The sequence below is a fragment of the Flavobacterium sp. RSSB_23 genome (assembly GCF_051547145.1).
Lineage (GTDB): Bacteria > Bacteroidota > Bacteroidia > Flavobacteriales > Flavobacteriaceae > Flavobacterium.
Genome location: NZ_JBPTTO010000002.1, coordinates 1 through 6894, shown reverse-complemented (window position 1 = coordinate 6894; position 6894 = coordinate 1). Strand labels below are relative to the sequence as shown.

Annotated in this window: 6 protein-coding genes; all 6 read left to right on the top strand. The window is 34.5% G+C overall.

Going from position 1 to position 6894, the window contains the following annotated elements:
• The first annotated feature begins 84 nt into the window (after positions 1 to 84).
• The 6 genes from ACSVH9_RS03615 to ACSVH9_RS03590 all read left to right on the top strand — a co-directional run bounded on the left by ACSVH9_RS03615 (position 85) and on the right by ACSVH9_RS03590 (position 6647).
• The gene (locus ACSVH9_RS03615) at positions 85 to 1047 is read left to right on the top strand and encodes a PorP/SprF family type IX secretion system membrane protein (protein ID WP_438062528.1); all 963 of its coding nucleotides are present in this window, start codon (positions 85 to 87) and stop codon (positions 1045 to 1047) included.
• Positions 1048 to 1505: 458 nt separating this feature from the next.
• Entirely contained in the window at positions 1506 to 2693 is a 1188-nt protein-coding gene (locus tag ACSVH9_RS03610) for a phosphoglycerate kinase (RefSeq protein WP_438062527.1), read from the top strand.
• Positions 2694 to 2893: 200 nt separating this feature from the next.
• Entirely contained in the window at positions 2894 to 4909 is a 2016-nt protein-coding gene (locus ACSVH9_RS03605; RefSeq protein ID WP_438062526.1) for a LysM peptidoglycan-binding domain-containing protein, read from the top strand.
• A 48-nt stretch (positions 4910 to 4957) separates the two neighbouring features.
• On the top strand, positions 4958 to 5938 hold the full coding sequence (locus tag ACSVH9_RS03600; protein WP_438062525.1) for a DUF4837 family protein: 981 nt from the start codon (positions 4958 to 4960) through the stop codon (positions 5936 to 5938).
• Between the two features lie 8 nt (positions 5939 to 5946).
• Positions 5947 to 6393, top strand: a complete 447-nt coding sequence (locus ACSVH9_RS03595) for a GNAT family N-acetyltransferase (protein WP_438062524.1) — start codon at positions 5947 to 5949, stop codon at positions 6391 to 6393.
• Positions 6394 to 6479: 86 nt separating this feature from the next.
• Positions 6480 to 6647: a hypothetical protein gene (locus ACSVH9_RS03590; protein ID WP_438062523.1), complete on the top strand. Its 168-nt coding sequence runs from the start codon at positions 6480 to 6482 to the stop codon at positions 6645 to 6647.
• Positions 6648 to 6894: the final 247 nt, after the last annotated feature.

The window sequence follows — 6894 nt, the reverse complement described above, 5'->3', positions numbered from 1 at the left end:
AAGAAAGTAACCCAAAATAACAGGTAATAACGACGCTGTGCCCCAACAGCGTCGTTACAATACCAACTAAGAATCTACTATATTATGAAAAAGAGTATAATTGCATTGTTGCTTTTGGTGAGTGTTGCTGGACACACTCAAGAATTAAATTTGCCTGTTTGGACACAGTATTTGGCCGATAACCCTTTTGTGATTTCGCCAACTTATGCAGGGATTGGAGATAATTTTAGAATTCGATTGAATGGTTTGACACAATGGGTCGGTATTAAAGATGCACCAAATAACCAATCTGTTTATGCTGATTTTAGAATTGCAGATCAATCAGGGGTTGGAATTTCTATGTACAATGATAAAAACGGGAACACCCGTCAAACAGGTGCTAAAGCTTCGTTTGCGCATCATATCATTTTGGATTATTACTCCCAACAATATTTGTCTTTTGGTTTGTCATTCAATATCAATAATTTCAAAATAGACATTGATGATTTGTCACCAACCAATCCAGATCCTTCTATTAATAACAACCGTTTTACTTCCAACAATAACTTTGATGTCAGTTTGTTGTATCGTTTGAATAAATTTTATATGAGTTTTAATGCTAGTAATATTTTGCCAAAAGATTTGGATAAGTTTATTGCACTAGAACCGGATTTATTGCGTAATTATCAAGTGTATACTGGTTATGTCTTTAGCGATGGAGGATACAATCGTGGTGAGATTGAGCCTTCTATGTACTTTCAATATTTTGAATCGGATAGAAGATCAAGCACCGACATCAACGTTAAATATAGAAAATACAATAGTTATGATGACTACTACTGGGTTGGGGCATCTTACCGTTTTTTGAATGATCAAGTTGGAAAGCCTTTGAATGTAGGACCAATGGTAGGGTTTAAGAAATCAGGATTTTATTTTGGGTATGCTTACCAAATTACGATGAATGAGATGGCAGCCTACAATTCTGGAACGCATATGATTACTTTAGGATTTGATTTCTTCCAAGGATTAAGTAATTGTCCTTGTACCCAAAATCCAGTTCACGAATAGTTTTATAAATAATATACTACTAGAGCCCTTTTCATTTTGGAGAGGGCTTTTTTTTGTTGGTTAATCGGTTAGCTGGTCTATTGTTTAAGGTTTAATCGTTTAATTTGTTAACTGTTTAACTAGCTTAACTTTTTATTCTATTTACCCACACCCCAAAACCCATAACTCACACCTCACACCCACACCTCACACCTCATAACTCACACCTCATAACTCACATCCCAAAACTGACACCTCACAACTCACAACTCACAACCGAGAACTCACAACCGAGAACTCACACGCTCCCAAACCGTTATTACTTAATTTTTTTAACCGTTTAGTTGTGTTATTTATAAATTTACATCGATTTCGTTATTAATTAGCTATTTTTTAATAGTAGGCACTACAAATCAAAATCCCAAAATAGTGTATCTTTGTGAGACGATATACATTTTTAAATTAAATACATATATATAATGAAAACTTTAAACGATTTCAATTTCAAAGATAAAAAAGCAATTATCCGTGTTGATTTTAATGTGCCTTTAGATGAAAATTTTAATGTAACGGATGCCAATAGAATTGAAGCTGCAAAGCCTACCATTGATAAAATTTTAGCAGACGGTGGAAGCGTTATTTTAATGTCGCACTTAGGAAGACCAAAAGGAGCTGAAGACAAATATTCGTTACGTCATATAGTAGCTAAAACTTCTGAAGTTTTAGGTGTACCTGTTCAATTTGCTACAGATTGCATTGGAGAACCTGCTACTACTGCAGCTGCGGCTTTACAACCTGGTCAAGTGTTGTTGTTAGAGAATTTACGTTTTTATAAAGAAGAAGAAGCTGGCGATGTTGCTTTTGCTAAAAAATTAGCAGACTTAGGCGATATTTATGTAAATGATGCTTTTGGAACGGCACACCGTGCACATGCTTCAACTACTATTATTGCACAGTTTTTCCCAACAAGTAAATGTTTTGGAACGTTGTTAGCTAAAGAAATTGAAAGCTTGAATAAAGTTTTAAAGAACAGTGAAAAACCAGTAACTGCTGTTTTAGGAGGATCTAAAGTGTCTTCTAAAATTACTGTTATTGAAAATATTTTAGACAAAGTAGACCATATGATTATTGGTGGAGGTATGACCTTTACTTTTGTGAAAGCCTTAGGAGGATCTGTTGGTGACTCTATTTGTGAGGATGACAAGCAAGATTTGGCTCTAGAAATTTTACGTTTGGCAAAAGAAAAAGGGGTACAAATTCATATTCCTGTTGATGTAGTGGCAGCTGATGATTTTTCTAATACCGCAAATACACAAGTAGTAGATGTGAAACACATTCCAGAAGGATGGCAAGGTTTAGACGCTGGACCAAAATCATTAGCTAATTTTAAAGAAGTAATCTTAGCTTCTAAAACGATTCTTTGGAATGGACCATTAGGCGTTTTTGAAATGCCAACATTTGCCAAAGGAACTATTGCTTTAGGAGATTATATTGCTGAGGCTACTGCTAATGGTGCGTTCTCACTAGTTGGTGGAGGTGATTCTGTGGCAGCTGTAAAACAATTTGGTTTTGAAAACAAAGTAAGTTATGTTTCTACCGGAGGTGGAGCAATGCTAGAAATGTTGGAAGGAAGAACCTTACCAGGAATTGCAGCGATTTTAGAATAATCAAAAAGTTTGCAATTTTTAAAATTGCATTACTATTTGAATAATCCTACTTTAACATATTTTTTTAAAGTAAAATGGGCTTAAAAACCATAAATATTGTATATTTAACAATATTTATGGTTTTTTTTAGTTTTAACCAAGTAATTTTGCAAAGTCAATTGGTTAATCAGCTGAAATAAAGCACATTGAAATCAAATTATATGAGTCTTAAAAATGCCACACTAAGCTTATTGTTCCTCATCTCGTTTGCTGCTTTCTCGCAGCAAGTCGCTGAAGTTAAATCGATTCAACCTACTCCTATACCTCTTTCCTATTTAGATTCTATCAAACAAACTTTTGTACGTCATACTACGACAGAACAAGTCGATAGTTTATGGATGAAAGAGCTAACGAATTTGGATATTTATAATGACTTAACCAAAGATATCCAAACCCTAAACACCGACCAAAGCGTTGATTTTGAATTACCCACCGAGCTATTAAAACAACGACTAGCGGCTATGGATGCTAAGTCTCCTTTTCATATCGAATACAATCAAGGATTAGAAAATTTAATCAAATCCTTTTTGAAAAACAGAAAAAAAGCTTTCGCGAGATTAATGGCTACTTCAGAATATTACTTCCCTATTTTCGAAGAAGCTTTGGCGAAAAAGAACATTCCATTAGAAATAAAATATTTAGCCATAGTAGAATCTGCCTTGAATCCAAAAGCGGTTTCTAGAGTTGGTGCAACAGGACTTTGGCAGTTCATGTATCACACAGGAAAACAATATAATTTACGAATCGATTCGTATGTTGATGAGCGATCGGATCCTTTAAAATCCTCCGAGGCAGCGGCTCAGTATATGGCCAATATGTACCCTTTATTCAACGACTGGGATTTGGTATTAGCATCGTATAATTCAGGTCCAGGAAATGTGACTAAGGCGATAAGGCGATCGGGCGGACAACAAACGTTTTGGGATATAAAAAAACATTTACCACAAGAAACTCAAGGCTACGTTCCTGCTTTTTTAGCTACGATGTACTTGTATGAATATCATAAAGAGCACGGCATTAAACCCGAACGTGCCACTTTCAAACACTTTGAAACCGATACTATTCGTATCCAAAAAGAAATCTCCTTCAAACAAATTGCCGATTTAATCGATATCCCTGTAGTCGAATTGCAATTGTTGAATCCTTCGTATAAAATGAATGTTATTCCTGTTTACGGTGATCAACCCAATTATTTGCGATTGCCACAAAACAAGATTGCTATTTTTACTTCTAATGAAGACAAAATATATGCCTACGTTGCTCATGATAATAGCCAACGAAGAAAACCTTTACAATGGTCAAAATCGGCTTTGGCGTCTAGAGGAAAAGCAGCAGATTCTTCGGATGTTGCTACTATCAATGAATGGTATAAAATCAAAAAAGGAGATAATTTAAACACAGTAGCCGCAGATTACAAAGTTGCCGTTGCTGACCTTAAACGCTGGAATGGAATCAAAGGGAATTCGGTTCCTTTAGGTAAAATATTAAAAATTAAAACGTCCCGTTATGGTGTAGAAACCAATCCGATAGCCGTTGCTAGTACTGCTGTTGCAGGAGTTAAATCGGCAGAAAAAGCTAAAGAAACGCAGTTAGATTCGCTCTTAGTTGCGCCAAATGCAACGCAATATGTCGTCCAGAAAGGAGATAATTTGAATATCATCGCTCGTAAATACAATGTTTCAGTAGAAGATTTGCGTTCTTGGAATCCAACGACAGCCAGCAATTTGAAACCAGGAATGAGCTTTCAGGTTGGAGTTAGCCAAGCTGTTGCCGTTCAAGAGGTGCCAAAACCAGAAGTAAAAGACATTACGTATACAGTTCAAGAAGGAGATAATTTAGGAACTATTGCCAAAAAATTCGGAACAACATCAGCTAATTTAATAGCTTGGAATGCTATTTCAAAACAAAAAGTACCTGTTGGAACAGCTTTAATTGTGGCCAAAAATGAAATTGCTATCATTACTAATAACGCTACAGCTGATTCATTTAAGAAAAAAGAATTGTTTCCAACAGCAAAAGCGAAAAATGCAACGAATGATTATTATGTAAAAAAAGGAGATTCTCTTTTTAGCATTTCTAAAAAATATCCTGGAGTTACTATTTCTGATTTAGAAAAATGGAATGGCATTACCAGTCAAGATTTAAAACCCGGAATGAAGTTGAAAATAAACGGATAATACAATAAATTGGGCTACATTTGGGTTTTATTTTATAAGATAAAAATTATGAATAAAGCCCATTTTTTATACCTTTTAGTTTCGTTATTTCTGTTTTCTTGCAGCAAAAAGCAAGAGCCATTATTACGTGAATCGGTTGGTAAAATCAATACGATTGCCGTGATTATGAATGATGCTTTATGGAATGGGGAAGTGGGTGATTCACTGAGAAATAAATTAGCAGCCCCAGTTTTTGGATTACCACAAGAGGAACCCTTATTTACCATCAATCAATATCCTGATAAATTAGTAGAAGGCTTTATCACGGATAGTCGTACCATTGTAGTAGTCAAAAAAGGAGTAACTACTAGTTTTGAAATCAAAAAAAATCAATACGCAGCACCGCAAACCGTTTTTCATCTCACGGGAACTACTAATGATACGCTTTTGTATTTATTAGAAATGCACAGTCCCGAAATGATTCAGATGATTAAAGAAGGCGAAATACAAGCCAATCAAAAAATCAATAAGGAGTCGCTACTGAACCCAAAAATTATAGAGAACAAATTTCATATTCGTCTGGATGTACCTTCAGATTTTGAATATGCGGTTCAAAAACCTCGATTCATTTGGTTAAAAAAAGAAATTGTGAGCGGTAGTATGAGTCTGTTGCTGTATCAAGTTCCTCTGCATACCATCAAAACCAAAAATCCCATTGCCTCGATTATCCGAATGCGTGATTCAATCGGAAAGTTATACATCAAAGGGCGCGAAGCTCAAACTCCAATGATTACTGGTGAGGGCTACGCACCGTATTGGTTCAAAATAAAATTGGATAACCGCCTCACATTTGAATCTAAAGGAACTTGGGAATTAAGAAATGATTTTATGTCTGGCCCTTTTATCAATTATGTGATTTTTGACAAAGAGTACAACCGAATTATTGTCCTAGAAGGTTTTTGTTACTCACCCGCTGACGAAAAAAGAGATGTTATGTTTGAATTAGAATCGATTATTAAATCGGTTCAAATAATTAAAAGAAAAAAATAAAAGTTGTTATGAGTTTACAATGGGAAATTAAATCCTTCGATGCGTTGACTGTTCATGAGTTGTATGATATTTTAAGATTGAGAAGCGAAATTTTTGTAGTAGAGCAAAATTGTGTCTATTTGGATTTGGACGGAAAAGATAAAAAAGCCCTACACCTTTTTGGAACTTATGAGGATAAAGTTGTAGCTCATGCTCGATTATTACCTCCAGGGATTAGTTTTCCCGAAGCCTCAATAGGACGAGTAGTGGTCGATGCTACTTATCGAGATAAAAAGTGGGGTCATGAATTGATGCAAAACGCTATCGCAGGAATTGCTACTCATTTTAACGAAACAGTGATTACAATTGGCGCTCAATTGTACTTGAAAAAATTCTATGAAAGCCATGGTTTTGTGGCTATTAGCGAGATGTATTTAGAAGATGACATTCCGCATATTGAGATGAAAAGGGGATAGGTAAGATTTTATTTTTTATGATTAATTGTGGTTGGACTATTTAGAATTAAATGTAAATTTTTAGATATCAATAAATTAAATGAGATATGACTATCATAATCACAAAGAAGCAAACTAAAAAAGAGATTGAAGAAAAGTTGAGGCAAGCCAGTAGTAATAAAGAAGCTAAAGGTTTAAAAAAACATTTCGGATTGTCTATAAACAATATTGATGCAGATGATTTCCAAAAAAAAGTAAGAAATGAATGGGATTGATTTTTTAGCATACACTAATTTTTTAATTCATATCAATCAATGAGAACCTGTTGTCGAACCTTTTCTAGATTATAATTTAGCTGTATCCTTTATTAAAGAGATTGAACTTTTAGGTACTTTTAGTATTAGTAAATCTCAAAAAAATCAACTTAAAAATCTTTTGAACGATTGTTTGATTTTGGAGATGAATTATCAAATAAGGTTTAATAGTCAAAAATGGTTGGTGAAAATGCTGTGAAGCTTTGTA

Bases quoted from the DNA above. Each gene is read 5' to 3' on its own strand.
- ACSVH9_RS03615 (WP_438062528.1), top strand. From the start codon at position 85: ATGAAAAAGAGTATAATTGCATTGTTGCTTTTGGTGAGTGTTGCTGGA.
- ACSVH9_RS03610 (WP_438062527.1), top strand. From the start codon at position 1,506: ATGAAAACTTTAAACGATTTCAATTTCAAAGATAAAAAAGCAATTATC.
- ACSVH9_RS03605 (WP_438062526.1), top strand. From the start codon at position 2,894: ATGAGTCTTAAAAATGCCACACTAAGCTTATTGTTCCTCATCTCGTTT.
- ACSVH9_RS03600 (WP_438062525.1), top strand. From the start codon at position 4,958: ATGAATAAAGCCCATTTTTTATACCTTTTAGTTTCGTTATTTCTGTTT.
- ACSVH9_RS03595 (WP_438062524.1), top strand. From the start codon at position 5,947: ATGAGTTTACAATGGGAAATTAAATCCTTCGATGCGTTGACTGTTCAT.
- ACSVH9_RS03590 (WP_438062523.1), top strand. From the start codon at position 6,480: ATGACTATCATAATCACAAAGAAGCAAACTAAAAAAGAGATTGAAGAA.